Genomic DNA, 25,798 nt, shown 5'->3' with positions numbered 1-25,798 from the left:
GAATGAGATGCTGCAACCGAAGCGCACCAAATTCCGCAAGGCTTTCAAGGGCCGCATCCATGGCAATGCCAAGGGTGGCACCGAGCTGAACTTCGGCGCCTACGGCCTCAAGGCCATGGAACCGGAGCGAATCACCGCTCGCCAGATCGAGGCGGCTCGCCGCGCGATCACGCGCCACATGCGCCGCCAGGGCCGTCTGTGGATCCGCATTTTCCCGGATGTTCCGGTTTCGAAGAAGCCGGCCGAAGTCCGCATGGGTAAGGGCAAGGGCAGCCCCGAATTCTGGGTCGCCCGCGTCAAGCCCGGCCGGATCCTGTTTGAACTGGACGGTGTTTCCGGCCCGCTGGCGAAAGCCGCTTTCGAGCGCGCCGCCGAGAAGCTGCCGATCAAGACCAAGGTGGTTGCCCGCCTTGGCGAAAGCCTGATCGAAGGGAATTGAGCATGAAGATCGACGATCTCAAGGCAAAGACCGACGACCAGCTGGCCGAAGAGCTGACGCAGCTGAAGAAGGAGCAGTTCAACCTGCGCTTCCAGGCCGCGACCAACCAGCTGGAAAAGCCTGCCCGTGTTCGCGAAGTGCGTCGCACCATCGCGCAGATCAAGACGCTGCAGGGCGAGCGCGCACGCGCCGCGGCCAAGGCGTAGGAGAAGACAAGATGCCCAAACGCATCCTCACCGGGACCGTGGTGTCCGACAAAGGTGACAAGACCGTCACGGTGCTTGTCGAGCGCCGGGTGAAGCACCCGCTCTACGGCAAGATCATCAAGCGGTCGAAAAAGTATCACGCCCATGACGAGAAGAATGAATTCTCGATGGGCGAGACGGTGCGCATCGAAGAGTGCAAGCCGATTTCGAAGTCCAAGAGCTGGACGGTTCTCGATCGTGTCAGCGCGGCTCCGGCCGGCGCTGGTGCCGAGGCCTAGAGCTGCCCGTTAGTTAGGAAGGATCTGACATGATTCAGATGCAATCGACCCTCGACGTGGCGGACAATTCAGGCGCCAAGCGCGTCCAGTGCATCAAGGTGCTGGGTGGCTCGAAGCGTCGGACTGCCTCGGTCGGCGACATCATCGTGGTGTCCGTCAAGGAAGCCGCTCCGCGCGGCAAGGTGAAAAAAGGTGACGTGCATCGTGCCGTCATCGTGCGCACCGCCAAGGATATCCGCCGGAAGGATGGCTCGGTCATCCGCTTCGACGGCAATGCCGCGGTGCTGGTGAACAAGAATGAGGAACCGATCGGCACCCGTATCTTCGGCCCGGTCGTGCGTGAACTTCGTGCCAAGAAGCACATGAAGATCATCAGCCTCGCTCCGGAGGTGCTGTAATGGCTGGGAAGATCAAGAAGGGTGATACCGTGGTCGTCCTGTCCGGCAAGGACAAGGGCAAGACCGGCGAAGTGACCCGGGTGCTGCCCAAGGAAGGCAAGCTGATTGTCGACGGCGTGAACATCATCACCCGTCACAAGAAGCCGACGCAGCTCGATCCCAATGGCGGGCTCGAGAAGCGCGAGGCGCCGCTGTACGCCTCGAAGGTCGCGATTGCCGACCCCAAGGATGGCAAGCCGACCCGTGTCCGTTTCGACACCGACAAGGACGGCAAGAAGGTTCGCGTCGCTGCGCGTTCCGGGGAGAAGATCGATGGCTGATTACACGCCGCGTCTGAAGAAGGACTATGACGAGCGCATCGTGAAGGCGATGACCGAGAAGTTCGGTTATGCCAACCGTCACGAAGTGCCGAAGATCGAGAAGATCGTCATCAACATGGGTGTCGGCGAAGCCACCCAGGACAAGAAGAAGGTCGAAGCTGCGGCCGCCGAAATGGAAAAGATCGCGGGCCAGAAGCCGGTGATCACCAAGGCGAAGAAGTCGATCGCGCAGTTCAAGCTGCGTGAGGGCATGCCGATCGGCGTGAAGGTTACCCTTCGCCGCGAACGCATGTACGAATTTCTCGACCGGCTCGTGACCATTGCGCTGCCGCGCGTGCGCGACTTCCGGGGCCTCAACCCCAAGTCGTTCGATGGCCGCGGCAACTATGCCATGGGCATGAAAGAGCAGATCGTCTTCCCCGAGATCAACTATGACGACGTCGATCAGGTCCGGGGCATGGACATCATCGTAACCACGACCGCCAAGACGGACGAAGAAGCGCGCGAACTGCTGCGTCTCTTCAACTTCCCGTTCCCGGCGGAAAATGCGGAGAAGGAGGCTGCCTAACCAGGTGGTCTCTCTCCCAGGAAGGAAGAGAACTTAAGTCATGGCGAAACTGAGTTCCGTGAACAAGAACGAGAAGCGCAAGAAGCTGGTCAAGCAGACGGCGCCCAAATATGCGAAGCTGAAGGCGATCGCGAACGACAAGTCGCTCGACGATACCGAGCGCCTGATCGCTCGTCTGAAGATGGCCGAATTGCCCCGCAACGGCAATCCGACCCGCGTCCGCAACCGCTGCGAGCTCACCGGCCGCAGCCGTGGTTACTATCGCAAGTTCCGTCTCTCGCGGATCATGCTTCGGGAACTGGCCAACAAGGGCCTCCTCCCCGGCGTGACCAAGTCGAGCTGGTAAGGGGTAAATAGGATGGCAATGACCGATCCCCTGGGTGATATGCTCACCCGCATCCGCAACGGCCAGCAGGCGCGCAAGGACTCGATCCTCTCGCCCGCTTCCAAGCTGCGTGCCCACGTCCTCGACGTGCTGCAGCGCGAAGGCTATATCCGCGGCTATTCGGAAGAAGAGCTGGCGGGTCAGAACGGCCTGCGGATCGAACTGAAATATTTCGAAGGCCAGCCGGCCATTCAGCATGTCGCGCGCGTCTCCAAGCCGGGTCGCCGGGTCTATTCGGGCTCCAAGGAGCTTCCGCGGATCCGCAACGGCCTTGGCATCACGATCGTGTCGACCCCGCGCGGTGTCCTCTCGGACGCCGAAGCCCGGGAGCAGAATGTCGGCGGCGAAGTGCTGGCGGAGGTGTTCTAATGTCCCGTATCGGCAAGAAACCGGTCGCGCTTCCTTCGGGCGTCACGACCAGCAAGGACGGCCAGACCCTGACCGTCAAGGGCCCCAAGGGCACGCTGTCGATGACCATGATGGACGACCTCATCACCTATGACGTCAAGGACGACGAGATTTCGGTCCAGCCGCTGACCAAGTCGCAGCGGGGCCGCCAGGTCTGGGGGATGCAGCGCACGCTCGTCCAGAACCTCGTCACCGGCGTCACCGAGGGCTATACCAAGACGCTCGAGATTTCGGGTGTCGGTTATCGCGCCAAGGTGCAGGGCAAGACGCTCAACATGCAGCTCGGCTTCTCGCACGATGTCAACATCGACATCCCCGAGGGCATCGAGGTCAAGACCCCCGACGCCACCACGGTGGAAGTCAGCGGCATCGACAAGCAGAAAGTCGGTCACTTCGCGGCGGAAATCCGCAAGTGGCGTAAGCCGGAACCCTACAAGGGCAAGGGCATCAAATATCGCGGGGAATATGTTTTCCGCAAAGAAGGCAAGAAGAAGTAAGCCATGGCGAAACTCTCTCTCTTCGAACGCCGTCGTCGTCGGGTCCGCTCGACGATCAAGGCACGCGCCGCGGGTCGTCCCCGTCTCAGCGTCCATCGTTCGGGCAAGCATATCTATGCGCAGCTCATCGACGATGCCGCGGGCAAGACGATCGCCGCTTCCTCGAGTCTCGACAAGGACGTCAAGCTCTCGTCGGGCGCTACCACCGATGCCGCGGCCGCGGTTGGCAAGGCGCTCGCCGCCAAGGCCAAGAAGGCCGGTGTCGACAAGGTCGTGTTCGACCGTGGCGGCTTCCTGTTCCATGGCCGGGTGAAAGCCCTTGCCGACGCCGCCCGTGAAGGCGGCCTGGAGTTCTAATGATGGCTGACGAAAAGCAGACCGAAGAAAAGACTGCGGAAACGCCGCAGGTCACGGAAACGCCCGAGGTTGCGGCGGCGCAGGCCGAAGCCAATCTCGAGAATGCCGGCGAGAAAGCCGAAGCCCAGGTCAATCGCGGCAACCGCGGTGGCCGTGGCGGCGGTCGCGGCGGACGCGACAATCGTGGCGGTGGCCGCGGTCGTGGTCGCGGGCGCGACAACCGTCGCGAGGACGAAGGCGAAGAGCTCATCGAGAAGCTCGTCCACATCAACCGCGTCTCGAAGACCGTGAAGGGCGGCAAGCGCTTCGGCTTCGCTGCGCTGGTCGTCGTGGGCGACGGCAAGGGCCGGGCCGGTTTCGGCCATGGCAAGGCGCGCGAAGTGCCGGAAGCCATCAACAAGGCGACCGCCGCGGCCAAGAAGGCCATGGTCCGTGTCCCGCTCAAGGATGGCCGCACGCTGCACCATGACGGCAAGGGCCATTTCGGTGCCGGCAAGGTGGTCGTTCGCTCGGCGCCTCCGGGTACCGGCATCATCGCCGGTGGTCCGATGCGTGCCGTGTTCGAAAGCCTTGGCGTTGCCGACGTGGTGACCAAGTCGAACGGCACTGCCAACCCCTTCAACATGATCCGCGCGACCTTCGAGGCGCTCAAGGATCAGACCAGCCCGCGCTCGGTTGCCCAGCGCCGTGGCAAGAAGGTCGCTGACCTTCTCGGCCGTGGCGGCATGGAAAAGGCCGAAGCGGAAGCCACCGCCGACGCGGTGACGGAGTAAGGCAATGGCTAAGAAAGATACCAAGAAGATCACGATCACGCAGACCGGTTCGCCGATCCGCCGTGACAAGACCCAGCGCGCGACTCTCGTCGGCCTGGGCCTCAACAAGATGCATCGCAGCGTCACCGTCGAAGCCACTCCCGAAGTGCTCGGCCAGGTGAAAAAGGTGCATCACCTGGTTTCCGTCGAGGAAGCCTGAACCCCATCCATGGAGCCTCGCGGTGCGGGGCTCCTTCCCATCAGCGCGAAAACAGCGAAAGCGAGTGCAGCACATGACCATCAAGATCAACGACCTCAGAGATAACGAAGGCGCCCGCAAGGACCGCATGCGCGTCGGACGCGGCATCGGTTCGGGCAAGGGCAAGACCGCGGCGCGCGGCCAGAAGGGCCAGAAGAGCCGTTCGGGCGTCAGCATCGACGGTTTCGCCGGTGGCCAGATGCCGCTCCACATGCGGATGCCGAAGCGCGGCTTCAACAATCCGTTCGGCAAGGACTATGCCATCGTCAATGTGGGCGCGGTCCAGAAGGCCATCGACGAGAAGAAGCTCGACGCCAAGAAGGATCTCGATCACGCGGCCCTGAAGGCTGCCGGCCTCGCCCGTGGCGGCAAGGACGGCGTGCGCCTCCTCGGCAAGGGCGAGATCAAGGCCAAGGCCAAGTTCGTCGTCGCCGGCGCCTCGAAGGGCGCGATCGAAGCGGTCGAGAAGGCCGGTGGTTCGGTCGAAGTGCTCAAGTCCGCGTCGCCCGCCGAGAAGGCAGAGGCGAAGAAGGGCAAGGGCGGCAAGGCCAAGAAGGCCGACGCCTGAGCATTTAAGCCGCCTGGGGGGTTCGCAAGCGCCCCCGGCACACTATATCAGGCGGCGGGGGGCGGAAACGCTGCTCGCCGCCTGTTTGATTTATACAAGGTTTGACGCATGGCTTCCGCCGCCGAACAACTCGCATCCAACATCAGCCTGTCCAGCTTCAACAAGGCCACCGAGCTCAAGAAGCGGCTGTGGTTCACGCTGGGCGCGCTGGTGCTCTTCCGTTTCCTTTCCTTCGTTCCCATCCCGGGCATCGATCCGCGCGCCATGGCCGCGCTGTTCGACACCCAGCGGGGCGGGGTCCTGGATTTCTTCAACACCTTCTCGGGCGGCAGCCTCGAGCGCATGAGCATCATCGCCCTGGGCGTGATGCCCTACATCACGGCCTCGATCGTGGTGCAGCTCGGCGCGGCCCTGCACGAGCCGTGGAAGGCGCTGAAAAAGGAAGGCGAGACGGGGCGCAAGAAGCTCAACCAATATACCCGCTACCTCACCGTCCTCCTGACGACGGTGCAGGGCTATTTCATCGCCACCGGCCTCGAAAGCCTCGGCGACGCGCAGAGCATCGCGGCGGTGGTCGATCCGGGCTTCCTGTTCCGCGTCACCGCAACGGTCAGCCTCGTCGGCGGCACGCTGTTCCTCATGTGGCTGGGTGAACAGATCACCAGCCGCGGCATCGGCAACGGCGTTTCGCTGATCATCATGGCGGGCATCGTGGCGACCCTGCCGCAGGCACTCGCCCAGCTGTTCGAAGGCGGCCGTTCGGGTACCCTCGATCCGCTGCTCATCATGTCGATCGTCGTCGGCGTGACCGCGCTCATCCTCCTCATCTGCTTCGTCGAGCGGGCCCAGCGCCGCGTCCTCGTGCAATATCCCAAGCGGGCGCAGGCGCGCGGCGGGATGCAGCAGGAGCGCAGCCACCTGCCGATCAAGATCAACACCGCGGGCGTCATTCCGCCGATCTTCGCATCCTCGCTCCTGCTGATGCCGCTGACGGTGCTGCAGATGGCCGGCGACACCGCCGATCCCAATGCGGCGAGCAACGACTTCCTCACCACGGTGAGCTTCTATCTGTCGCACGGCAGCCCGCTTTACCTGTTCCTCTACGGGGCCGGCATCGCTTTCTTCTGCTTCTTCTACGCGGCGGTGCAGTTCAACAGCGAGGACGTGGCGGAAAATCTCAAGCGCGCGGGCGGCTTCATCCCGGGCATCCGTCCCGGCAAGGCGACCGAACAATATTTCGATTATCTGCTCAACCGCATCACCACCGTGGGCGCGGTCTATCTGGTGGTCGTCTGTCTGATCCCGGAAATCGCCTTCAGCCAGGCGGGCATTCCCTTCTATCTTGGCGGCACGAGCTTTCTCATCGTCGTCAACGTGACGATGGATTTCGTGAGCCAGGTGCAGAGCCACTTGATTGCCCATCAATATGGCGATCTGATCAAGAAGGCGAAGTTGAAGGGCGGGCGCCGCCGTTAGGGCGCCTGCCGCGTTAAAGGGGATCGACGCAGATGGACATCATCCTGTTGGGACCGCCGGGCGCCGGCAAGGGCACGCAGGCCAAGCGTCTGGTCGCGACGCGCGGCATGGTGCAGCTTTCGACCGGCGACATGCTGCGCGGCGCCATCAAGGCAGGCACGCCCGTCGGCATGCAGGCCAAGGAAGTGATGGCGCGCGGCGAACTGGTTTCCGACGCGATCGTCTCGGCGCTCATCGGCGAACATCTCGACGAAGCCAATGGCGGCGCGATCTTCGACGGCTATCCCCGCACGCGCCACCAGGCCGAAGCGCTCGAAATGCTGCTCGCCGACCGCAGCCGTGAACTTAGCCATGTGATCGAGCTGGTCGTCGACGAGGACGCGCTGGTCGAGCGGATCTGCGGGCGCTTCACCTGCGCCAAGTGCGGCGAGCTTTATCACGATGTTTCCAAGCGCCCCGAAAAGGATGGCGTCTGCGATGTCTGCGGCTCGACCGAGTTCAAGCGCCGTCCCGACGACAATGAGGAAACCGTGCGCAAGCGCATGGAGGAATATCGCGCCAAGACCGCGCCGATCCTGCCTTTCTACGAAGAACAGGGCCTCGTGCGAAAGGTCGACGGCATGGGCACGGTCGAAGCGGTCGCCGCCGAGATCGACGCACTCCTCGACGCCTGAAACGCTTCCTTCCCGATTCCGTTCGCTCCCGCTGTCGCTGGACAGCAGGCCGGATTGCAGCCTAACTCTTTCTCTTCGGCATCCGGAGAGTGAATATGCGCGCTGCTTGTCTGTCCCTGGCCTTCCTGCTGGCCGCGCCGGCGCAGGCCGAAATCGTCAGCCAGAATGCCAATGCCTTCCACGTGCGGCACAGCGTCCAGGTCGTGGTGCCTCCCGAGCAAGCCTATGCCCTGCTCACCACACCTTCGCGTTGGTGGGATCCCGAACATAGCTATTCGGGCGACAGCGCCAATCTCCTGCTCGACTTGCGGCCCGGCGGCTGCTTTTGCGAACGGCTTCCCGACAGCGGCGGCTTCGTCGAACATCTGCGCCTCGTTCAGCTGAAACCAGGCGAAGCGCTGGTCTTTACCGGCGGACTGGGGCCGCTCACCTTCGAAGCGGCGACAGGAACGATGGTCTGGTCGGTGGAAAAGATCGCGGGCGGCTCGCGGATCAGCCTCGACTATCGCGCCTTCGGCTTTCCCAAGGGCAATGGCGCGGCACTCGCCGGACCGGTCGACCGGGTGCTGGGAGAGCAGATGAAAAGGCTGCGGCGGCAGGCGGCGGCGGGCAATCGCCGCGACATTCCCTAGTCGTCGAGACTGCGGCGAAGCGTGATGAAGCGAAAGCCCGGCCGCTTGCCTTCGGCGGGATAATCGGCGCAATCGACCTCTTCCCAATGCTCCATGCCGCGCAGGTCGGGCATGAAGACATCGCCCTCGACCTCGGCCAGCACCTCGGTCAATTCGATCCGGTCGGCATGAGGCTCGAACATCTCGAAAATCGCCGCCCCGCCGATCACGAAGACAGGGTCTTCGCCTGCCAGGTCCAGCGCGGCCTGCGCCGAATGGGCAATCTCGACGCCCGGCGCGTCCCAGTCGGACGAACGGGTGAGGACGATATGGCGCCGCCCCGGCAACAGGCCCGGCAGGCTCTCGAAGGTCTTGCGCCCCATGATCATCGCGCTGCCCATGGTGAGCTTCTTGAACCGCTTCAGGTCCTCGGGAAGGTGCCAGGGAAGATCATTGTCCTTGCCGATGACGCCGTTGAGCGCGCGGGCGAGGATGAGCGTGATGGGCTGACGGTTCATGGCGGGCTATGTGAACCTTTGCGCGGCCAAAGGGAAGGGGTAGGGGAGAGGCCATGACACAGCGCCTCGGCCAATATCTCGACCGCGTCCGCGAACAGCTGGGCAAGGATGTGGTGGTCACCGACCCCGATCTTATCCTCCCCTGGCTCACTGACTGGCGGGGTCGTTGGACGGGGCGCTCGCCCGCCCTGCTCGAACCGCGCGAAACGCGCCATGTCTCGGTGATGCTCGCGCTCGCCAGCGAATTGGGCCAGCCCATCGTCACCCAGGGCGGCAACAGCTCGATGGTCGGCGGCGCGACGCCGGATGACAGCGGCGACCAGCTGATCCTGTCCACACGCCGCATGAACGCGATCCGCGCGATCGATGCCAAACGCCGCGTGGCCGTGGCCGAAGCCGGGACCATCCTCGAAACCCTGCATGAGGAAGCCCGGGCGCATGACCTCCGCTTCCCGCTGACGTTGGGCGCGAAGGGAAGCGCGACGATCGGCGGACTCGCCTCGACCAATGCCGGCGGGACGCAGGTTCTGCGCTTCGGAACGATGCGCGGGCTGGTCGAGGGCGTGGAAGCGGTGCTCCCCGACGGCAGCGTCCATGACGGCCTCTCGGGTCTCAAGAAGGACAATCGCGGGTTCAGCCTCGACCAATTGCTGATCGGTGCCGAAGGGACGCTGGGCGTGATCACCGCGGCGCGGCTCAAGCTGGTGCCCTTGCCCCGGGGCCGAACCACCATCTGGGCCGCATTGGCCGATCTCGATCATGCCCTCGATCTGCTGACCCGTCTCCAGGACGGGCTCGGGGACAGGCTGGAGGGGTTCGAGGTCCTGCCTCACGACAGCCTTGTCGCCGCCATGGAGCATCTCGGCATCGCTTCGCCGATCGGCACTGTAAGCCCATGGTATGCGCTCGTCGAAATCGCCTATCCGCAGGCAGGTGAGGGACGGGAGAAGGTTGAGGCATTGCTGGCGGCGGCTCTCGAAGCAAATATCATCGGCGATGCCGTGGTCGCCGCCAACGAAAGCCAGTCGCAGGCGCTCTGGCGCATCCGCGACAGCCTATCGGATGCCGAGAAGGCGCATTATGGCATGGCGACGCAGCATGACATCTCGGTGCCCGTCGCCGACATTCCCGCCTTCATGGCCAAGGTGCGCGAGGCCGTCGAGGCGCGCTGGCCCGGCAGCCAGGTGTCGGGCTACGGCCATCTCGGCGATGGCAATATCCACCTCCATGTGCGCGCGATGGAACGCGCCCGCGAAGACTGGCGCCAAGCCGAAGGCGAGGAGATCGAGCGCTTCGTGCATGACATCGTCATCGCACATGGCGGCTCGATCAGCGCCGAGCATGGCATCGGCGTGATGAAGCGCGACGAACTGGCCCGCCTCGGCGAACCCGCCCGGCTCATGGCCCTTCGCGCCGTCAAGGTGGCTCTCGACCCCGCAGGCATCATGAACCCGGGCAAGCTCATTCCCTGACAAAAGCGCGAAGCGGCCCGCGAACTATCCGGGCATCGTTTGAAAATGGTGCGCCCGGCGTAAAAAAGATGGGCACTCAATTCATCGGGAAATTCTAGTCCGGAGGCGAAAATAATGTTCGCTTAGCGCCCCAGAATAATCTGCGGCGCGGGTGGACCGCGACCTGCCCAAGGAACCCGTCATAAAGGCGTTCGTTCTCCTCACCCGATGTGCAGGAGTATTGCGATGGCGCAAGTGGATGGCGACGCTGCCCATGTCCGGCGTCCGGCCAGCGCAAGATCGCCTCAAGCAGTGATCGAAATCCCATGACCGAACTATTGTCGGCGCTGCCTGCCGATCTCATGGAGAAAGCTTGCCGCTTGCTGGAGCGAGCCAACAAAGCATCCACGTCCATCGCCGCGGCCGAAAGCTGCACCGGTGGTCTGCTGGCATCGCTGATGACCGATGTGCCCGATTATAGCGGCATCTTCGAGCGAGGGTTCGTTGCCTATAGCAATGACGCCAAGATCGAGATGCTCGGCGTGAAACGCGAAACCCTCGACCGGTTCGGAGCCGTCAGCCGTCAGGCCGCCATCGAGATGGCGAAAGGCGCGCTGGACAATTCGCAGGCCGCCCTTGCTGTCGCGATCACCGGTTTCGCGGGACCGGGCGAGGAGGATGAAGAAGAAGGTCTCGTCCATGTCGCGGCGACCGACCGCGAAGGCGGCATGCGGCACGGCGAATGGCATCATGGAAAAGTGGGCCGCGCGGCGGTGCGCATCGCCAGCATCGCCCATGCCCTGGAATTGCTCGAAGCCCTGCTTGAGAAGCCCGGAAGCAAGGCCGAATAGCCGCCTTTCTCGCACTGGTGGAATGACTGGCTAGCCGTCAAGAAAAAGCGGGCCCCGATTTGCCCGGGACCCGCTTTCCCTTCATCGCAATCAAACGATTTAGAGGTTTTCGGCGTTATCGCCGCCTTTGCGGTTTTCGCGGTCGCGCCCATCCGAATGGTTCGGATCGCGCGATTCCTGCTTCTGCAATTTCATGTTGGGATTGCTGCTCCCGCGATTTTCTTTCTTCGCCTGGGCGTTACCCGTTTCACTGGACATTGATACTCTCCTTCTGCCTCGAAAAACGAGGGAGGGAGCCCGTTGTTTCCACGGCCTGCCGACGATGAAGACCGGCCGCCCGCGAGAGCGCTGGCCCGGTCACGGCATGGACGTGGCATCAGGATGGGAAGGGAGGATTGGAATCATGCTCCCCGCGTCATCGGCAAGGCCGGGGCCAATCCCTCAAACCTATTCAGGCTATGCTGCTTTCCCGATGGCAGGGTCAGTCATCGGTCAGCACCACGAACAGGAGCGTTATTGCGGAGGCCATCGCGTACATGAACGCACCTTCCATCGAGCCGGTGCCCAACTGGGTCTGCCACATCTGGAAGAATGCGGCTCCGAAGGTCATGAAAAAGCCGAACCAGACTAGAAGGGCCAGCCCCGCTGCCATGATGCCCGCTCGTTTGGCATCATGATATTCCGCCGCCGATGCGGCCCTGGCTCTGAAAAGGTCCCAGCCGCCCTTGATGCCGAAGAACGCCACGGCAAACTCGCCCAGCAACACTAGTCCCAGGGCGATCCACGCCAGGAGCGGGTTGGCCGTCGTGATGAAAGCGGTACGGGAATAGACTTCATGGTCGGTGCCCGACAGGACATAGTTCAAGGCGAGATGCGCTGCATCGACATTAGCGATATTCTGCAACGCATAGAAAAGTGCGTGAAGCCCGATTGCAAGGACCAGCGCTGCCTTGGTCAAGCGGATCATGTCTACCCCCATTTCGACCGTTTCCCTTGCCCCGGTTAATAACATGGAACAATGAATTGTCGAGTTGGATCGCGACCTCGGTCGATGGCGTTGCGCTCCATCGACATTGCGTGCTGGAGAATCCGTTTGCATATCTTGGAGGTATGGTGCGCCCGGCAGGATTCGAACCTGCGACCACATGCTTAGAAGGCACGTGCTCTATCCAGCTGAGCTACGGGCGCGCGCCGACGGGCATAGCCATCAAATGTCGCGCTTTCCACCCCGTCAGAAAGTCGTTTCGGGTCGTTCACGATCCAGCAATCCGGCGAGGCGCATCGAACCGGCTTTACAGGCAGCCTTGGGAAAGGTTCGATGATGCGAGTCGCCTTGATTGCCGCCACTTTGGCGCTCGGGGGCTGTGCCAGCCTCCAACCTGCACAAATGCAGCTTCCTTCTTCACTGGCCGGCCAGTCTGCCGAGCCCGTTCTGGGCATCGATGGCTGGACCCACGGCCGTTTCCGCTTCGCCGGATATTCTGGCGGCTACGAGCGCTCGGAGACACGGCTGCGCTTCTTCAACGCCGACCGCCGCGCGGCCCATGCCGATTTCACCATCGAGGGTCCGATGCTCAGCGGAATGGTCGATGCCCGTTGCCGGATGCGCGAGCGCGCCCTGACGCTGGGCAGCGCGAGTTTCGTTACCAGTCCGATGGCCTATCGCTGCGACTTCCTCGTCGATGGACGCTCCTTCCCGGCGCGCTTCGAACTGCAGGAAAGCGCGGACGGCATCGGCGGAATGCTCGCACAGCATGAACGGCGCGGCGAAATCGCGCTGGGCGGAGAAATACTCGCTTTTCGCTCGGTGCATGGCGTGAAAGGTAGCCCGCTCACCACCGAGACGCCGATCGGCTATCTCTTCTATCGCGACGGAGAGCCGGTGGGCGCAATCGAACTCAACGGCACGCCGCGCCTGATCAGCGCGCCTGCGCTCGATCCCGGCGTGAAGCGGACGATGGCGATCGCCTCGATGGCGCTGGCACTGTTGTGGGATCCAGCCGACAGCCAACTCTAGGGAAAGGTCAGAAGACCTTTTCGAAGAGGCCCTCGAACAGTCGCCGTCCGTCCATGTTGCCGTGGGCTTTTTCGATGGCGCGTTCGGGGTGCGGCATCATGCCGAGGACATTGCCCTTCGCGTTGAGGATGCCCGCGATGCCCCGCGCCGAACCGTTGATGTCGTCGAGATAGCGGAACGCCACCTGGCCTTCGCCCTCGATCCGGTCGAGCACGTCGGCATCGGTCTGGTAGTTGCCGTCATGATGCGCGACGGGGACATGGATGGTCTCGCCCTCGTCATAGCCATGGGTGAAGACCGACCGGGCATTCTCGACGCGCAGCGCGGCGTCGCGGCAAGTGAAATGCATCGACTTGTTGCGCATCAGCGCCCCGGGCAGCAGCCCCGTTTCGGTGAGGATCTGGAAACCGTTGCACACGCCCAGCACCGGCGTGCCGCGCTCGGCGGCTTCGCGAACCACGGCGATGATCGGCGAACGCGCCGCCATCGCGCCCGAGCGCAGATAGTCGCCATAGGAAAATCCGCCCGGAATCGCGATGAAATCCACGCCTGCGGGCAGGTCGCTGTCGCGGTGCCAGACCATCTCGGGCGCGCGGCCCGATACGCTCTCGATCGCGGACGCCATGTCGCGGTCGCAATTGGAGCCCGGGAAGACGATGACCGCGCTTTTCATCAGTCGACCATCTCGATCGCGTAATTTTCGATGACGGTGTTGGCGAGAAGCTTGCGGCACATCGCGTCGACATCATCCTCGCTCGCGCCCTCGGCAAGGTCGAGCTCGATCACCTTGCCCGCGCGCACGTCCTCGACGCCGGAAAAGCCCAGTCCCTCGAGAGCGTGGTGGATCGCCTTGCCCTGCGGATCGAGCACGCCGTTCTTAAGGGTGATGGTGACACGCGCCTTCATGTTGCTTTCCCTCCAGCTGTTGCGCCGCCTATGGCGGGAGAGGCCAGCGCTGGCAAGCTTTACCCAATAATAACCATTTGAGAGCAGGGTTTACGCTCGTTCGGCGTCTACGCGCCAAAGAGGGAGGGAGCGTACCATGCTGGTTGGCCTTTCAGCGATGATCTTCATCGCCTTGTTCGGGTGGGGCTCGGCATATTTCGGTTGGGCGGACCCCAATGGCAAAGTGCAGCTTGCGCTCGCCACGTCGTTCGTCCTGGGCATCATCGCCGGCTACAAGAGCAATAGCTGACGCGCGCGCCGTTTGGCGCTAAGCCCGCCCGATGCTGGCGATTCCACCTTATGGAGAAGTGTTGCGCCTTTCGCCTCTCAGGGACGAAGGGCGTTTGCGCATTCACATGCCTTTTCATAACGATGTCACGGGACGCCCCGGCTATCTGCACGGCGGCGCGATCGCGGGTCTCTTGGAATTCACCGCCTTCGCGACGCTGGTCGAGGCCATCGGCGAGGATGGCATTGAGATGAAGCCCGTCACGATCACGGTGGACTATATGCGCGGCGGCCTTCACGTCGACACCTATGCCGAGGCTCATATCGAACGGCTGGGACGGCGCATCGCCAATGTCACGGTCAACGCCTGGCAGAAGGAGCCCGAAACGCCGATCGCCTCGGCACGGATCAACTTTCTCCTGTCGCGCCCTGAACGAAGCTAGTCCTTACCAAGGTGGCGCGCGTGGAAGGACGGCCTGCCGAACAGTTCGTCCATCACTGCCTGCCGTTTCATGTAGAAGCCCACGTCATGTTCGTCGGTCATTCCGATGCCGCCGTGCATCTGGACGGCTTCCTGCACCGCGAGACGCGCGACACTGCCTGCCTTGGCCTTGGCCACCGCGGTGAAACGCTCGGCATCCCCATGTTCCTCGTCGATGAGCTGCGCGGCCTTCAAGGTCGCGGCACGCGCGATCTCGATCTCGCTGTAGAGATGCGCCGCACGGTGCTGCAGGGCCTGGAAGCTGCCGATTTCCCGCCCGAACTGCTTGCGTTCCCTCAGATAGTCGTTGGTCATGGCGAAAGCGCCCGCGGCGATGCCCACAAGTTCGGATGCTGCGCCCGCGCGTCCGGCGCGTAGCGCGCGGCGTAGCAGGTTCCAGCCGCCATCGACTTCGCCGATCACCGCATCGGCATCGACTGCGACTTCGTCGAAGTCGAGCCGCGCTGCTTTGGAGGAATCGGCCAGCGTGACATTTTCCAGTTCGAGGCCTTTCGCGTCCCTGGGCACGGCGAACAGGGTAATGCCCTCGCGCTCTCCGGCCGATCCGCCGCTACGTGCCGCGACGATGAAGAAATCGGCGCTGCGACCATGGACGACGAATTGCTTGCTCCCGTTCAGGGTGAAGCCGTTGCCCGAACGGCGCGCTTCCATCGCGGTCCCGGCGGGATCGTGACGCGGCCCTTCGTCGAGGGCGATGGCGGCGACCGTCTTGCCCTCGACGATCCCCGGAAACCATCGCTCGGCATGCGGCGTGCCTTCGATCGCGCGCACCGCGGTGACGGCGGTCGTGAGGAAAGGCGAGGGGGTAAGATTGCGCCCGATCTCCTCGAGCACGACATTGGCCTCGACCTGGCCGAGCCCGCTTCCGCCCGCGCTTTCGGGGATGAGGATGCCGGAAAGGCCGAGCTGGCCGAACCGTTCCCATAGCCCATGGCCGAAGCCGTCGGGGCAGCCCTTGTCGCGCCAGTGACGCAGCTGGGTCTCGATCCGCCCTTCGTCGGCCATGAAGGGTCGGACCGTGTCGAGCAGCATCTGCTGGTCGTCATTCAGTTTGAGCATGCGATCAGGCTCCCGGAAGCTGGAGAATATGTTTGGCGACGATGCCCAGCTGGATTTCGCTGGTGCCGCCTTCGATCGAATTTGCCTTGGTGCGCAGCCAGTCGCGCGCGGTCTTGCCTTCGCGGCTCCGCTCGCTTTCCCATTCGAGCGCATCGGACCCACCCGCGCGCAGCAAAAGCTCGTGGCGACGCTTGTTGAGCTCAGTCCCGGCATATTTCATCAGCGAGGGTTCGGCGGGATGCGCTTCGCCCGCCTTGAGCTTGTCGATGAAATGTTCGCTCATCGCCTGGAAGGCTAGGGCATCGACATCGAAACGGGCCAGGTCGGCGGCCAGCAAGGGATCGTCACCCACATCGAGCGCCTCGGACAGGAGCGAGGAGCCTGCGCTGCCGCCCAGCCCCATGCCGCTGATCATCTCGCGCTCATGGCCGAGCAGATATTTGGCGACTGTCCAGCCCTTGTTCTCTTCATGGACAAGCTGGTCCTTGGGGACTTTCACATTATCGAAAAAGGTCTCGCAGAAGGGCGAATAGCCGCTGATCAGCTTGATCGGCCTGGTCGAGACGCCCGGGCTTTCCATGTCGAACAAGAGAAAGCTGATCCCGCCATGCTTGCTCTCGTTGGAAGTGCGGACGAGGCAGAAGATCCAGTCGGCTTCGTCGGCATAGGATGTCCAGACCTTCTGGCCGTTGACGAGATAATGATCGCCCTTGTCCTCGGCGCGGGTCTGCAGGCCAGCCAGATCGCTCCCCGCGCCCGGCTCGGAATAGCCTTGGCACCAGCGGATCTCGCCTCGCGCGATTTCGGGAAGGAAGCGCTGCTTCTGCGCCTCGGTCCCATATTTCAAGAGCGCCGGCCCCAGCATCGAGATGCCGAAGCTGGTGAGCGGCACGCGCGCCCCGATCGCCGCCATCTCCTCCTTGAGGATCTTGGTCTCTGACGGGCTCAATCCGCCGCCGCCATATTCGCTTGGCCAGTCGGGAACGGTCCAGCCGCGACCCGCCATCGCCTCGAGCCATTGGCGCTGCGCGTCGGACGCGAATTTGAAATTCCGCCCGCCCCAGCAGGCATCCTTCTCGCTTCGCATCGGGGTGCGCATCTCGGGCGAGCAATTGGCTTCCAGCCATGCCCTTGTCTCTGCGCGGAACGTCTCGTCGTCGGCCATTGCCCTTGCCCTTCCTCATCGGGGGATTTAGCCCGTTTTAGATAGCTACCGACCGAACAGGCAACATGGGGATTGGACGATGGATTTTGACCTTACGGAAAGGCAGGCTTTTTTCCGCGATTCGGTCAAATCCTTCATCGACCGGCACGTCCGCCCGCGAGTCGACGACTATCATGCCCAGATTGCTGAGGGGGATCGCTGGCAGCCGCTTTCCGTCATCGAGGATTTGAAGCCCAAGGCGCGCGAAGCCGGGCTGTGGAACCTCTTCATGCCCCCCGGCGGTGCGCTTCAGCATGTCGATGAAAGTTTCGCCTTCGAGGGCGAACAGCTCACCAATCTCGAATATGCGCTGTGCGCCGAGGAAATGGGGCGCATCCTCTGGTCGGCCGAGGTCTTCAACTGTTCGGCACCCGATACGGGCAATATGGAAGTGCTGCATCGCTACGGCACCCGCGAACAGAAGGAAGAATGGCTCGCCCCGCTGATGCGTGGCGAAATCCGCTCGGCCTTTCTGATGACCGAGCCGGGCGTGGCTTCCTCCGATGCCACCAACATCGAATCTTCGATCGAGCGCGATGGCGACGAATATGTCATCAACGGCCGCAAATGGTGGTCGAGCGGAGCGGGCGATCCGCGCTGCAAGGTGGCGATCCTGATGGGCAAGACCGACCCCGAGGCGCATCGCTACCGCCAGCAGTCGATGGTGCTGATGCCGATGGATGCGAAGGGCGTCACCATCCATCGCGCGCTGACGGTGTTCGGCTATGACGATGCCCCGCACGGCCATATGGAAATCAGCCTCGACAATGTCCGCATCCCCGCCTCCAACATGCTGCTGGGCGAAGGGCGAGGCTTCGAAATCGCCCAGGGGCGCCTCGGGCCGGGGCGCATCCACCATTGCATGCGCACCATCGGCGCCGCCGAAGAAGCACTCGAACTGATGGTTAGGCGGCTCCAGTCACGCACCGCCTTCGGCAAGCGGATCGCCGAACATTCGATCTGGGAACAGCGCGTCGCCGAAGCGCGGACCGAGATCGACTGCACGCGCCTTCTCTGCCTCAAGGCCGCCGACATGATGGACAAGGCGGGCAACAAGGAAGCCAAGGCCGAGATCGCGATGATCAAGGTCAAGGCGCCGAACATGGCGCTCAAGGTCATCGACGATGCCATCCAGGCCTTTGGCGGCGCGGGCGTGTCGCAGGACACGCCGCTCGCGCATAGCTGGGCGGGGATCCGCACGCTGCGGCTCGCCGACGGTCCCGACGAAGTCCACAACCGCACCATCGCACGGCTCGAATATGCCAAGCATGCGGAGAAAGAGGGATGAGCGGCCTTTTCGACCTTCAGGGCAGGACCGCGATCATTACCGGCTCTTCGCGCGGCATCGGGAGGGCCATCGCGGAGGCGCTCGCCGCGCAAGGCGCCAATGTCGTCATCTCGAGCCGCAAGCAGGATGCCTGCGATGATGTCGCCACCGCAATCAGCGACGAGCATGGCAAGGGACGGGCGATCGCGGTCGCCGCTAACATCTCCTCGAAGGAGGCCCTGCAAAACCTCGTCGAGCGCACGCGCGAGGCGTTCGGGCGGATCGATATCCTCGTCTGCAACGCTGCCTCCAATCCCTATTACGGGCCGATGGCGGGCATCTCCGACGAACAGTTCGAGAAGATCCTTTCGAACAATATCATCTCGAACCATTGGCTGATCCAGATGGCCGCGCCCGACATGCTCGACCGCGAAGACGGTTCGATCATCATCATTTCCTCGATCGGTGGGCTGACCAGCTCGACCACTATCGGCGCCTACAACATCTCCAAGGCCGCCGACTTCCAGCTCGCGCGCAACCTTGCCGCCGAATATGGCCCCAAGGGCGTTCGCGTGAACTGCATCGCGCCGGGCCTCATCCGCACCGATTTCGCCCGCGCGCTGTGGGAAAATCCCGATACGCTCAAAACGGTGACGCGCCACACGCCGATGCGGCGGATCGGCGAGCCCGAGGAAATCGCGGGTGCAGCGGTCTATCTCGCCAGCCCGGCCTCTTCCTTCATGACGGGGCAGGCGCTGGTGGTCGATGGCGGCAGCACGATCGGAGTGGGGCTGTGAGGCTCGAAGGCAAAATCGCCATCATCACCGGTGCCGGATCGGGCATCGGCAAGGCCACCGCCGATCTCTTTCGACAGGAAGGGGCGACGGTCGTCGGCGCGGACCTTCACGGAGCGGATACCCGATGCGACGCAGGCAGCGAAGCCGATGTCGCGGCGCTGATCGACGAAGTGGTGACCCGGCATGGCGGCCTCGACATCTTCTTCGCCAATGCGGGCATTTCAGGCGGCCTCGACAGCATTTTCGAACAGGATGAAAAGGCCTGGGCCGAGATCCTGCGGGTCAATACGATCGGCCCGGCGATGGCGATCAAGCATGCCGCCCCGCACATGAAAGAAAGGGGCGGGGGGTCGATCATCGCCACTGCCTCGGTCGCGGGGCTGCGCTCGGGGGCGGGCGGCCCTGCCTATACCGCTTCCAAGGCGGCGGTGATCAACCTCGTCAAGGTCGGAGCCCAGCAGCTCACCGGATCGAACGTGCGGGTCAATGCGATCTGCCCCGGCCTTATCGAGACGGGCATGACCCAGTTCGTCTATGAACGCGCGCGGGCAAAGGGGAAGGAAGACCGATTGGGTCATCTCAATCCCCTCCAGCGCGGCGGCGAACCCATCGAGATCGCCCGCGCCGCCCTGTTCCTCGCGTCCGACGAGGCATCCTATGTCAACGGCCATGCGTTGGTCGTGGACGGGGGATTGTCCTCTTCGCACCCTTTCAACCTGCAGGCCTATGGCCGCACCGCAATCTAACGACCGGAGACACTCCATGACCGACCCGATCAGTTCCGAAACGCACGGCGATATCCGCATCATCTGGAGCGACAATCCGCCCGTCAACGCTTTGGGCGCGGCGGTCCGCCAGGGCCTCGTGCGCGAGATCGAGGCCGCCGAAAAGGACGATGCGGTCAATGCCGTGGTGATCGCCTGCAAGGGACGCACCTTCTTCGCGGGCGCCGACATCACCGAATTCGGCAAGCCGCCGGTGATGCCCTGGCTTCCCGATGTCGTGGACCGGATCGAGAATTGCACCAAGCCGGTCGTCGCCGCGATCCACGGCACCGCGCTCGGCGGCGGCTGCGAAGTGGCATTGGGCTGTCATTATCGCGTGGCGCTGCCCAGCGCCAAGCTGGGCTTTCCCGAAGTCAATCTCGGCTTGCTGCCGGGCGCGGGGGGCACGCAGCGCGCGCCGCGCGTCGCGGGTGTCGAACTGGCGCTCCAGATGGCGACCTCCGGCAAACCGATCAGCGCCGAGAAGGCGCATGACGCGGGTCTGGTCGACCGGCTGGTCGAAGGCGATCTCGTTCAGCATGCGGTCGCCTATGCCGAAGAAGTGAAGGATATCCGCCCGCTGCCCAAATCGTCCGAACGCGACGACAAGGTCCGCAATGTCGATCCCGCGCTGTTCGACGAATATAAAAAGGCCAATGCCAAGCTCTTCCGCGGCGATGTCGCGCCTCAGGCCAACCTCGAATGCATCCGCACCGCGACCGAGAAGCCCTATGAAGAGGGCGTGAAGATCGAGCGCATGAAGTTCATGGAACTGATGAGCGGAGAGCAAGCGAGGGCACGCCAATATTTCTTCTTCGCCGAGCGCAAGGCCGCCAAGATCGAAGGCGTCGGCGAGGATGTAACTCCGCGCGAGATCAGCCGTGTCGGCGTCATCGGCGCGGGCACGATGGGCGGCGGCATCTCGATGAACTTCCTTTCGGCGGGCATTCCGGTGACCATCGTCGAGATGAACCAGGAAGCGCTCGATCGCGGCACCGCGGTGATGCAGAAGAATTACCAGTCGACCGCGAAGAAAGGACGCATGACCGAAGAGCAGGTCGAACAGGCGATGGGCCTTCTCGATCCCACGCTCGATTTCGACAAATTGTCCGAATGCGACCTCATCATCGAAGCGGTCTATGAGAATATGGACGTGAAGAAGGAGATTTTCTCGCGTCTCGACAAAATTGCGAAAAAGGGCGCGATCCTCGCCTCCAACACTTCCTATCTCGACATCAACGAGATCGCGTCGGTCACCGATCGGCCCGGGGACGTGGTGGGCCTCCATTTCTTCTCGCCCGCCAACATCATGAAGCTTCTCGAAGTGGTGCGCGGTGACAGGACCGCGGACGATGTGCTGGTCACCGCGATGGCGCTGGCGAAAAAGATCCGAAAGGTCGCGGTGGTCGCGGGCGTCTGCTACGGCTTCATCGGCAACCGCATGCTCATTCCGCGCCAGAAGCAGGCCGAACAATTGCTTCTGGAAGGCGCGACCCCCCAGCAGATCGACAAGGTTCATGTCGAATTCGGCATGCCCATGGGGCCGTTCCAGATGGCCGATCTCGCGGGCGTGGACATCGGCTGGCACCGCGACCCCGAACGGATCGAAAGCATTCGCGACGCGCTCTGCGCGATCGACCGCTGGGGCCAGAAGAAAGGCGCGGGCTTCTACGATTATGACGAGAACCGCCGACCCTCGCCCAGCGGCAAGGTGCAGAGCATCATCGACGAATTCGCTGCCAGGAAGGGCGTCGAGAAACGCGAGATTTCCGACCAGGAAATTGTCGAGCGAACGCTCTACACCATGGTCAACGAAGGCGCGAAGATCCTCGAGGAAGGCAAAGCGCAGCGCGCGTCGGATATCGATGTGGTGTGGGTCTATGGCTATGGATGGCCGGTCTATCGCGGCGGCCCGATGTATTGGGCGGATTCGGAAGGCCTCGACAAGATCGTCGATGGCCTGAAGCGACAGGAAGAACGGCTTGGCGACGACTGGAGCTTTTCCGAACTGCTCCTCGACAAGGCCGAAAAGGGCGAGAAGTTCACCCGCTAGCAGGACAGAAAAGCCCCTCTTCCGCCGTTCGGCGCGAAGAGGGGCTTTCCACTGGTGCCGCTTTATGTTTGTGTGCCGCTCGATCATCGTGGCGGAGGCGTAGTCAATGCAGAGATATTCGGCCCTGGCGGCATTTTTCCACTGGCTTTCCGCCATCCTGGTGCTGGCCCTTCTCTATACGGGCTACATGTTCCACCAATTCTACGAGAAGGGCACGCCCGAGCGCGCCGAGCAGTTCCTGTGGCACAAGTCGCTCGGTATTCTTCTCCTCCTCGTGGCGCTGCTGCGCGTCGCGACCCGCTTCATGGCACCGCCGCCGGCCTTGCCCGCCGGACTGCCCGCGCCCGAAAAGCTCCTTGCGCGCACCAGCCATACCCTTCTCTATTTCTTCATCCTGTTCATCCCGCTCACCGGCCTCATCAAGATCAGCCCCGACGGCGGCATGACCGATCTCGTCTTCGGCGTGCAATTCCCGCTGATCCCGGGCGTGAGCGAAGGTCTCTCCGACATCAGCGGCACGATCCACGAATATATCGTCTGGCTGTTCGCGGTGCTGCTGGTCGTCCATGTGCTAGCGGCACTCTATCACCACGGGCGGCGCACCGCGGCGGCCGGAAGGATGTGGCCCGCCCGCTGAGCGACTGGTTTGCGCGCTGCAAGCTTGCGCTGCCAAAAATAGTTGCTAGCCTGAAACAATGTGGGGAACGGCAACACCTGATGCGCTGGCGCATCGCCTGGGCGCGCTCATCGACGAGATCGATCTCGGGCGCGACGATGATCGCGCCGCACGGCAGCAGCGTGCCATGCTTGGCGCCATCGGTCGCGCCGAACCCGCCACGTTGGGCGAGATCGCCGAAGCCACCGATCGCGGCGCACCGGCTCTCAGCCGCGCGGTCGAAATGGCGGTGCAGGCGGGCCTCGTCGATCGCCGACAGGATCCCGAGAACCGCCGCCGCCTACAGCTTCGCCTTACCGAGCAGGGCCGCCTTGCCCTACAGCAGGGGGCAACCAACGCCGGGCCGCTGGCCGCGCGCCTGTCACGGCTGGCGCAATCCGAGCTGCGCGCCATCGAACGGGCGGTCGAAATCCTCGAACGCATGGCCTGACGCCCAGCACGTTCGCCTTACTGCTGCCCCATTCACGCTGCATTGCAGCATCGCGCAGCTTGCCCTATGGGGCGGCCACATTCCCAGACGGATACAGATTATGAACCTTCGCAACGTGGCGATCATCGCCCACGTCGATCATGGCAAGACCACGCTCGTCGACCAGCTTTTCCGCCAATCCGGCACCTTCCGCGACAATCAGCGCGTCGAGGAACGGGCCATGGATTCGAACGAACTCGAAAAGGAGCGCGGGATCACCATTCTCGCCAAGTGCACGTCGGTCGAATGGCAGGGCACGCGCATCAACATCGTCGATACGCCGGGTCACGCCGACTTCGGCGCCGAGGTGGAGCGCATCCTCTCGATGGTCGACGGGGTCATCCTTCTCGTCGATGCCGCCGAAGGCCCGATGCCGCAGACCAAGTTCGTCACCGGCAAGGCGCTCGGCCTCGGTCTCAAGCCCATCGTCGTGGTCAACAAGATCGACCGGCCCGACGCACGCGCATCCGAAGTGCTCGACGAAGTGTTCGAACTCTTCCTCAATCTCGACGCGAGCGATGAACAGCTCGATTTCCCCGTGCTCTACGCTTCGGGCCGCTCGGGTTATGCCGGGCGCACCGACGATGTGCGCGAAGGCGACCTGACGCCGCTGTTCGAAACCATCGTCGGCCATGTGCCTGCGCCGGGTCTCGATGAGACGGGTGAGTTCAAGATGCTCGCCACTCTGCTCGACCGCGACAATTTCCTCGGCCGTATCCTGACCGGCCGTATCGAAAGCGGCACGCTCAAGGTCGGCGATCCCATTCGCGCGCTCGACGTCAACGGTAACAAGGTCGAGGACGCGCGCTGCACCAAGCTGTTCGCTTTCGAAGGCCTCGAGCGCGTTCCCGTCGAGGAAGCCAAGGCAGGCCAGATCGTCGCCATCGCGGGGATGATCAACGCCACCGTCTCGAACACCATTGGCGAACCGGGCATCAAGGAACCGCTGCCCGCGCGCGAAATCGATCCGCCCACGCTCAGCATGACCTTCGCCGTTAACGACAGCCCCTATGCGGGCCAGGATGGCGACAAGGTGCAGAGCCGCGTGATCCGCGACCGCCTCGAGCGTGAAGCCGAGACCAATGTGGCGATCCGCGTTTCGGAAAGCGCCGAACGCGACGCCTTCGAAGTGGCGGGCCGGGGCGAACTGCAGCTCGGCGTGCTCATCGAGAATATGCGCCGCGAAGGCTTCGAACTGTCGATCTCGCGTCCGCGCGTTCTCTTCCGCGAAGGCCCCGAAGGCCGCGAGGAGCCCTATGAAACCGTGGTCGTCGACGTCGATGACGAATTCTCGGGCACCGTCGTCGAGAAGATGGCGCTCCGCAAGGCCGAGATGCTCGACATGCGCCCCTCGGGCGGCGGCAAGACCCGTCTTACCTTCAGCGCCCCCTCGCGCGGTCTCATCGGCTATCATGGCGAATTCCTGTCCGACACGCGCGGCACGGGCATCATGAACCGCGTGTTCGAGAAATATGGCCCCTACAAGGGCAAGATCAGCGGCCGCCAGAACGGCGTTCTCATCTCGATGGATAAGGGCCAGGCGATCGCCTATGCGCTCAACGCGCTCGAAGATCGCGGCACGCTGTTCATCTCGCCCGGCGATGCCCTCTACCAGGGCATGGTGATCGGCGAGAATGCCAAGCCGCAGGACCTCGAGGTCAATGCCCAGAAGTCCAAGCAGCTCACCAACTTCCGTTCGTCGGGCAAGGATGAAGGCATCCGTCTCACTCCGCCGCGCAAGATGACGCTCGAACAGGCGATCGCCTATATCCAGGACGATGAACTGGTCGAGGTGACGCCCAAGTCGATCCGCATCCGCAAGCGGCACCTGTGCCCCCACGAGCGCAAGAAAGCGGCCCGCAAACTCGAGGACGCATGAGGCAATGGCGGGGCCCGGACGGGTCCCGCCATGTCTGTCGCGAAAAACGGGGCGTCGATGAAGCGCCCCAAACCAGCGACAAAAACACTTTAAAATCAAAGAGTTGCACAGTTCGTCTCAAATCGAGAACGGCTGGTCATATGTAAAACTTGCGTTCATCGGCGAACTCTATATTGGGTCGCAACAGGAAAGAGCGAGTGGCTATCCGTCCCGTGGAGGGTGACGATAGCCGAGGGCGAGACGGAAAGTTCCGATCGACGCCGCCTACGGACCGGGAGGGTTCCTCAGGCGTCGGGAAGACTGGCCGCACAGTTTAGAGCGAAAATTGAAACGATTTTGGGGTGCTGGCCTCGTGCCGGCAGTCGCAGCCATGTTTGCCGTGACCGCGGGGGAAAGCGGGGCGATGGCGCAGACGATGCAGAATATTCCGATGGTCCAGGCCATGTTCGACCGGCAGGAAATTGCCGAAGAAATCATCGAGGAAAGCCTCGAAGACGAACAGCCCGCGACCCTTCCGGAACTTGTCGAAGAATATAAGACCGGCGAAAAGCTCGACGAAGAAGGTCGCTGCCTTGCCAATGCGGTCTATTTCGAAGCCCGGGGCGAAAGTCTCGAAGGCCAGCTGGCGGTGGCGGACGTGGTCCTCAACCGCGCGGCCTCGAACAAATATCCCTCGAGCTGGTGCGACGTCGTGAAACAGCGCGCGCAGTTCAGCTTCGTGCAGAACCGCCGCTTCCCGCGCATCACCGAGAACAAGGCCTGGGAAACCGCCAAGGCGGTTGCGCGCATCGCGATGGACGATGCCCATGAAATCGTCCCCTCGGACGTGCTCTGGTATCATGCCGATTATGTCGCGCCCAGCTGGGGCAAACGCCTCAGCAAGGTCGCCAAGGTTGGCGTCCATATCTTCTACCGCGCCTGA

Annotated in this window: 36 protein-coding genes and 1 tRNA gene; 29 read left to right on the top strand and 8 right to left on the bottom strand. The window is 63.1% G+C overall.

Annotation, left to right across the window (positions count from 1 at the left end):
- The first annotated feature begins 7 nt into the window (after positions 1-7).
- The 16 genes from rplP to FHS50_RS06580 all read left to right on the top strand — a co-directional run bounded on the left by rplP (position 8) and on the right by FHS50_RS06580 (position 8,217).
- Entirely contained in the window at positions 8-439 is a 432-nt protein-coding gene (rplP, locus tag FHS50_RS06655) for a 50S ribosomal protein L16 (protein ID WP_183933555.1), read from the top strand.
- Between the two features lie 2 nt (positions 440-441).
- On the top strand, positions 442-645 hold the full coding sequence (gene rpmC, locus FHS50_RS06650) for a 50S ribosomal protein L29 (RefSeq protein WP_183933554.1): 204 nt from the start codon (positions 442-444) through the stop codon (positions 643-645).
- A gap of 11 nt (positions 646-656) precedes the next feature.
- On the top strand, positions 657-923 hold the full coding sequence (rpsQ, locus tag FHS50_RS06645; protein WP_183933553.1) for a 30S ribosomal protein S17: 267 nt from the start codon (positions 657-659) through the stop codon (positions 921-923).
- A 29-nt stretch (positions 924-952) separates the two neighbouring features.
- A complete protein-coding gene (rplN, locus tag FHS50_RS06640; protein WP_183933552.1) occupies positions 953-1,321 on the top strand; it encodes a 50S ribosomal protein L14 in 369 nt (122 codons plus the stop codon).
- On the top strand, positions 1,321-1,641 hold the full coding sequence (gene rplX, locus FHS50_RS06635; protein WP_183933551.1) for a 50S ribosomal protein L24: 321 nt from the start codon (positions 1,321-1,323) through the stop codon (positions 1,639-1,641). Before rplN ends, rplX begins: the two co-directional genes overlap by 1 nt.
- Complete coding sequence (gene rplE / locus FHS50_RS06630; RefSeq protein ID WP_183933550.1) at positions 1,634-2,209, top strand: 50S ribosomal protein L5; 576 nt, start codon at positions 1,634-1,636, stop codon at positions 2,207-2,209. Before rplX ends, rplE begins: the two co-directional genes overlap by 8 nt.
- A gap of 40 nt (positions 2,210-2,249) precedes the next feature.
- Positions 2,250-2,555 carry a 30S ribosomal protein S14 gene (gene rpsN / locus FHS50_RS06625; protein WP_183933549.1) on the top strand — a complete coding sequence of 102 codons (306 nt, stop codon included), beginning with the start codon at positions 2,250-2,252 and terminating at the stop codon, positions 2,553-2,555.
- 12 nt (positions 2,556-2,567) lie between these two features.
- Positions 2,568-2,963 (top strand): 30S ribosomal protein S8, encoded by a 396-nt coding sequence (rpsH, locus tag FHS50_RS06620; RefSeq protein ID WP_183933548.1) that lies wholly within the window; start codon positions 2,568-2,570, stop codon positions 2,961-2,963.
- On the top strand, positions 2,963-3,499 hold the full coding sequence (rplF, locus tag FHS50_RS06615; RefSeq protein ID WP_183933547.1) for a 50S ribosomal protein L6: 537 nt from the start codon (positions 2,963-2,965) through the stop codon (positions 3,497-3,499). The genes rpsH and rplF overlap by 1 nt, the downstream gene beginning before the upstream one ends.
- A gap of 3 nt (positions 3,500-3,502) precedes the next feature.
- Complete coding sequence (gene rplR, locus FHS50_RS06610; protein ID WP_183933546.1) at positions 3,503-3,856, top strand: 50S ribosomal protein L18; 354 nt, start codon at positions 3,503-3,505, stop codon at positions 3,854-3,856.
- On the top strand, positions 3,856-4,629 hold the full coding sequence (gene rpsE / locus FHS50_RS06605; RefSeq protein WP_221184838.1) for a 30S ribosomal protein S5: 774 nt from the start codon (positions 3,856-3,858) through the stop codon (positions 4,627-4,629). Before rplR ends, rpsE begins: the two co-directional genes overlap by 1 nt.
- Before the next feature lie 4 nt (positions 4,630-4,633).
- Complete coding sequence (gene rpmD / locus FHS50_RS06600; protein WP_183933545.1) at positions 4,634-4,828, top strand: 50S ribosomal protein L30; 195 nt, start codon at positions 4,634-4,636, stop codon at positions 4,826-4,828.
- Between the two features lie 73 nt (positions 4,829-4,901).
- Complete coding sequence (gene rplO / locus FHS50_RS06595; RefSeq protein ID WP_183933544.1) at positions 4,902-5,435, top strand: 50S ribosomal protein L15; 534 nt, start codon at positions 4,902-4,904, stop codon at positions 5,433-5,435.
- 108 nt (positions 5,436-5,543) lie between these two features.
- On the top strand, positions 5,544-6,911 hold the full coding sequence (gene secY / locus FHS50_RS06590) for a preprotein translocase subunit SecY (protein ID WP_183933543.1): 1,368 nt from the start codon (positions 5,544-5,546) through the stop codon (positions 6,909-6,911).
- A gap of 32 nt (positions 6,912-6,943) precedes the next feature.
- Positions 6,944-7,585, top strand: a complete 642-nt coding sequence (locus FHS50_RS06585; protein ID WP_183933542.1) for an adenylate kinase — start codon at positions 6,944-6,946, stop codon at positions 7,583-7,585.
- 95 nt (positions 7,586-7,680) lie between these two features.
- Complete coding sequence (locus tag FHS50_RS06580) at positions 7,681-8,217, top strand: SRPBCC family protein (protein ID WP_183933541.1); 537 nt, start codon at positions 7,681-7,683, stop codon at positions 8,215-8,217.
- Here the strand turns inward: FHS50_RS06580 and FHS50_RS06575 are convergent.
- Positions 8,214-8,714 (bottom strand): dihydrofolate reductase, encoded by a 501-nt coding sequence (locus FHS50_RS06575; protein ID WP_183933540.1) that lies wholly within the window; start codon positions 8,712-8,714, stop codon positions 8,214-8,216. The genes FHS50_RS06580 and FHS50_RS06575 overlap by 4 nt on opposite strands.
- 53 nt (positions 8,715-8,767) lie before the next feature.
- On the opposite strand from FHS50_RS06575, the gene FHS50_RS06570 reads away from it, so the two are divergent.
- Both FHS50_RS06570 and FHS50_RS06565 read left to right on the top strand, forming a co-directional pair.
- Entirely contained in the window at positions 8,768-10,186 is a 1,419-nt protein-coding gene (locus FHS50_RS06570; RefSeq protein ID WP_183933539.1) for an FAD-binding oxidoreductase, read from the top strand.
- Between the two features lie 305 nt (positions 10,187-10,491).
- Positions 10,492-11,016 carry a CinA family protein gene (locus FHS50_RS06565; RefSeq protein ID WP_183933538.1) on the top strand — a complete coding sequence of 175 codons (525 nt, stop codon included), beginning with the start codon at positions 10,492-10,494 and terminating at the stop codon, positions 11,014-11,016.
- A 99-nt stretch (positions 11,017-11,115) separates the two neighbouring features.
- On the opposite strand, the gene FHS50_RS06560 is transcribed toward FHS50_RS06565, so the two are convergent.
- From FHS50_RS06560 to FHS50_RS06550, 3 genes are all read right to left on the bottom strand, one after another.
- Entirely contained in the window at positions 11,116-11,274 is a 159-nt protein-coding gene (locus tag FHS50_RS06560) for a hypothetical protein (protein WP_183933537.1), read from the bottom strand.
- A 223-nt stretch (positions 11,275-11,497) separates the two neighbouring features.
- On the bottom strand, positions 11,498-11,983 hold the full coding sequence (locus FHS50_RS06555; RefSeq protein WP_183933536.1) for a DUF2165 family protein: 486 nt from the start codon (positions 11,981-11,983) through the stop codon (positions 11,498-11,500).
- A gap of 144 nt (positions 11,984-12,127) precedes the next feature.
- Positions 12,128-12,204, bottom strand: a tRNA-Arg gene (locus FHS50_RS06550).
- A 130-nt stretch (positions 12,205-12,334) separates the two neighbouring features.
- On the opposite strand from FHS50_RS06550, the gene FHS50_RS06545 reads away from it, so the two are divergent.
- Positions 12,335-13,033 (top strand): VV20781 family protein, encoded by a 699-nt coding sequence (locus tag FHS50_RS06545; protein WP_183933535.1) that lies wholly within the window; start codon positions 12,335-12,337, stop codon positions 13,031-13,033.
- A gap of 7 nt (positions 13,034-13,040) precedes the next feature.
- Here the strand turns inward: FHS50_RS06545 and purQ are convergent, their stop codons facing one another.
- Both purQ and purS read right to left on the bottom strand, forming a co-directional pair.
- Positions 13,041-13,706 carry a phosphoribosylformylglycinamidine synthase subunit PurQ gene (gene purQ / locus FHS50_RS06540; RefSeq protein WP_183933534.1) on the bottom strand — a complete coding sequence of 222 codons (666 nt, stop codon included), beginning with the start codon at positions 13,704-13,706 and terminating at the stop codon, positions 13,041-13,043.
- A complete protein-coding gene (gene purS, locus FHS50_RS06535; RefSeq protein WP_183933533.1) occupies positions 13,706-13,939 on the bottom strand; it encodes a phosphoribosylformylglycinamidine synthase subunit PurS in 234 nt (77 codons plus the stop codon). Before purS ends, purQ begins: the two co-directional genes overlap by 1 nt.
- A 136-nt stretch (positions 13,940-14,075) precedes the next feature.
- Between purS and FHS50_RS06530 the strand changes: the two genes are divergently transcribed.
- Together FHS50_RS06530 and FHS50_RS06525 are read left to right on the top strand one after the other, a co-directional pair.
- Positions 14,076-14,228, top strand: a complete 153-nt coding sequence (locus tag FHS50_RS06530) for a hypothetical protein (RefSeq protein WP_183933532.1) — start codon at positions 14,076-14,078, stop codon at positions 14,226-14,228.
- A gap of 31 nt (positions 14,229-14,259) precedes the next feature.
- Complete coding sequence (locus tag FHS50_RS06525) at positions 14,260-14,649, top strand: PaaI family thioesterase (RefSeq protein ID WP_183933531.1); 390 nt, start codon at positions 14,260-14,262, stop codon at positions 14,647-14,649.
- Here FHS50_RS06525 and FHS50_RS06520 read toward each other — a convergent pair.
- On the bottom strand, positions 14,646-15,767 hold the full coding sequence (locus tag FHS50_RS06520; protein WP_183933530.1) for an acyl-CoA dehydrogenase family protein: 1,122 nt from the start codon (positions 15,765-15,767) through the stop codon (positions 14,646-14,648). The genes FHS50_RS06525 and FHS50_RS06520 overlap by 4 nt on opposite strands.
- Before the next feature lie 4 nt (positions 15,768-15,771).
- Positions 15,772-16,932, bottom strand: a complete 1,161-nt coding sequence (locus tag FHS50_RS06515; RefSeq protein WP_183933529.1) for an acyl-CoA dehydrogenase family protein — start codon at positions 16,930-16,932, stop codon at positions 15,772-15,774.
- Between the two features lie 79 nt (positions 16,933-17,011).
- On the opposite strand from FHS50_RS06515, the gene FHS50_RS06510 reads away from it, so the two are divergent.
- The 8 genes from FHS50_RS06510 (at position 17,012) to FHS50_RS06475 (ending at position 25,798) form a co-directional block, all read left to right on the top strand.
- Positions 17,012-18,259: an acyl-CoA dehydrogenase family protein gene (locus tag FHS50_RS06510; protein WP_183933528.1), complete on the top strand. Its 1,248-nt coding sequence runs from the start codon at positions 17,012-17,014 to the stop codon at positions 18,257-18,259.
- Positions 18,256-19,035 (top strand): SDR family NAD(P)-dependent oxidoreductase, encoded by a 780-nt coding sequence (locus tag FHS50_RS06505; protein WP_183933527.1) that lies wholly within the window; start codon positions 18,256-18,258, stop codon positions 19,033-19,035. The genes FHS50_RS06510 and FHS50_RS06505 overlap by 4 nt, the downstream gene beginning before the upstream one ends.
- Positions 19,032-19,781 (top strand): SDR family NAD(P)-dependent oxidoreductase, encoded by a 750-nt coding sequence (locus FHS50_RS06500; RefSeq protein WP_183933526.1) that lies wholly within the window; start codon positions 19,032-19,034, stop codon positions 19,779-19,781. The genes FHS50_RS06505 and FHS50_RS06500 overlap by 4 nt, the downstream gene beginning before the upstream one ends.
- 16 nt (positions 19,782-19,797) lie before the next feature.
- Positions 19,798-21,852, top strand: coding sequence for a 3-hydroxyacyl-CoA dehydrogenase NAD-binding domain-containing protein (locus tag FHS50_RS06495; RefSeq protein WP_183933525.1), 2,055 nt, complete (start codon positions 19,798-19,800; stop codon positions 21,850-21,852).
- A 106-nt stretch (positions 21,853-21,958) separates the two neighbouring features.
- Positions 21,959-22,489, top strand: coding sequence for a cytochrome b (locus FHS50_RS06490; protein ID WP_183933524.1), 531 nt, complete (start codon positions 21,959-21,961; stop codon positions 22,487-22,489).
- A gap of 58 nt (positions 22,490-22,547) precedes the next feature.
- Positions 22,548-22,958, top strand: coding sequence for a MarR family transcriptional regulator (locus FHS50_RS06485; protein ID WP_183933523.1), 411 nt, complete (start codon positions 22,548-22,550; stop codon positions 22,956-22,958).
- 100 nt (positions 22,959-23,058) lie between these two features.
- The gene (gene typA / locus FHS50_RS06480; protein WP_183933522.1) at positions 23,059-24,876 is read left to right on the top strand and encodes a translational GTPase TypA; all 1,818 of its coding nucleotides are present in this window, start codon (positions 23,059-23,061) and stop codon (positions 24,874-24,876) included.
- 370 nt (positions 24,877-25,246) lie between these two features.
- Entirely contained in the window at positions 25,247-25,798 is a 552-nt protein-coding gene (locus tag FHS50_RS06475) for a cell wall hydrolase (RefSeq protein ID WP_183933521.1), read from the top strand.

The sequence above is a fragment of the Sphingomicrobium lutaoense genome, assembly GCF_014195685.1.
Lineage (GTDB): Bacteria > Pseudomonadota > Alphaproteobacteria > Sphingomonadales > Sphingomonadaceae > Sphingomicrobium > Sphingomicrobium lutaoense.
Note: the sequence above shows the minus strand (reverse complement) of the source record. Positions and strands in the feature narration are given on the sequence as shown.